This window comes from Clostridium lacusfryxellense, assembly GCF_018861735.1.
GTDB lineage: Bacteria > Bacillota > Clostridia > Clostridiales > Clostridiaceae > Clostridium_AD > Clostridium_AD lacusfryxellense.
Genome location: NZ_JAHLEB010000150.1, coordinates 1 through 1213, shown reverse-complemented (window position 1 = coordinate 1213; position 1213 = coordinate 1). Strand labels below are relative to the sequence as shown.

At 34.5% G+C, this 1213-nt stretch carries 1 protein-coding gene; it reads right to left on the bottom strand.

Translation table 11 applies throughout. The features are described from left to right. On the bottom strand, positions 1-1213 hold a 1213-nt coding region (locus KPL55_RS25720), incomplete at both ends, for a heavy metal translocating P-type ATPase (protein WP_216309585.1).

Sequence of the window (1213 nt, the reverse complement as noted above, 5' to 3'; positions counted from 1 at the left end):
GAATTTTATGTGCAGTTTCAAGCGCTGTACCACTTTTTATAAGTACTCCATACTCTGCACCTTTTCCCGTTCCCACCATTATTGCTGTAGGTGTTGCAAGGCCAAGGGCACAAGGACATGCTATTACCAGCACTGAAATAAATATTGTTAATGCGAACACTACCGTTTCTCCAGATAAAAGCCAAGCTAATGATGAAACTAAAGCAAGCCCCATAACTACAGGCACAAAGTAGCTTGATATAACATCTGCCATTGCAGCTATTGGAGCTTTTGATCCTTGTGCATTCTCAACTAAGGTTATTATTTGTGATAACGCCGTATCTTTACCAACTTTAGTTGCTTTATATTTAATAGATCCATTTTTATTTATACTTGCACCAATTATGTTGTGGCCTATGCTTTTTTCTACAGGCATACTCTCACCCGTAAGCATTGATTCATCTACAGATGTAGTTCCCTCTACAACTTCACCATCTACAGGCATTTTTGCGCCAGGTTTAACTATTACTATATCTCCAACTTCTACTTCATCAATTGGAATCTCTACTTCTTCATTATCTCTAATTATTGTTGCAGTTTTTGGAGCAAGACCCATAAGCTTTTTAATTGCTTCAGAGGTTTTTCCTTTAGTTACTGTTTCCAAATACTTACCAAGAGTTATAAGTGTCAAAATTACACCTGCTGATTCAAAATACATTTCATAATCTACATTTCCATTAATCGTTATTTCAAATACGGCAAATAAACTATATAAAAACGCCGCAGATGTTCCAATTGCTATAAGCGAATCCATATTGGGACTTAATCTAAATAATGATTTGAGACCAACTATAAAATACTTTTTACCTGTATAAATTATTGGCAGGACAAGCACTAATTGTAGAATGGCAAAAGCCTCCATATGCATCATTGGATCAATAGCTACAGGCAATGTAATAAACATAGGTACCATGGCAACTAGTAACAATGGTACTCCAAAAATTGCAGATATTAAAAATCTATTCCATAAGGACTTTATTTCTTTTTCTTTTTTTTCTTTATCTATATCAACATTGCTTTCATCCTCTAGAGCCTTATATCCTGCTTTTTCGATTCTTTTCTTTATATCTGATGTTCTAACCAGTGATGGTTCAAAGGAAACAGTTAATTTTTCAGTTGCAAAGTTTACATCAGCAGTTACTACTCCATTAAGTTTTCTTGTTACTCTTTCTAT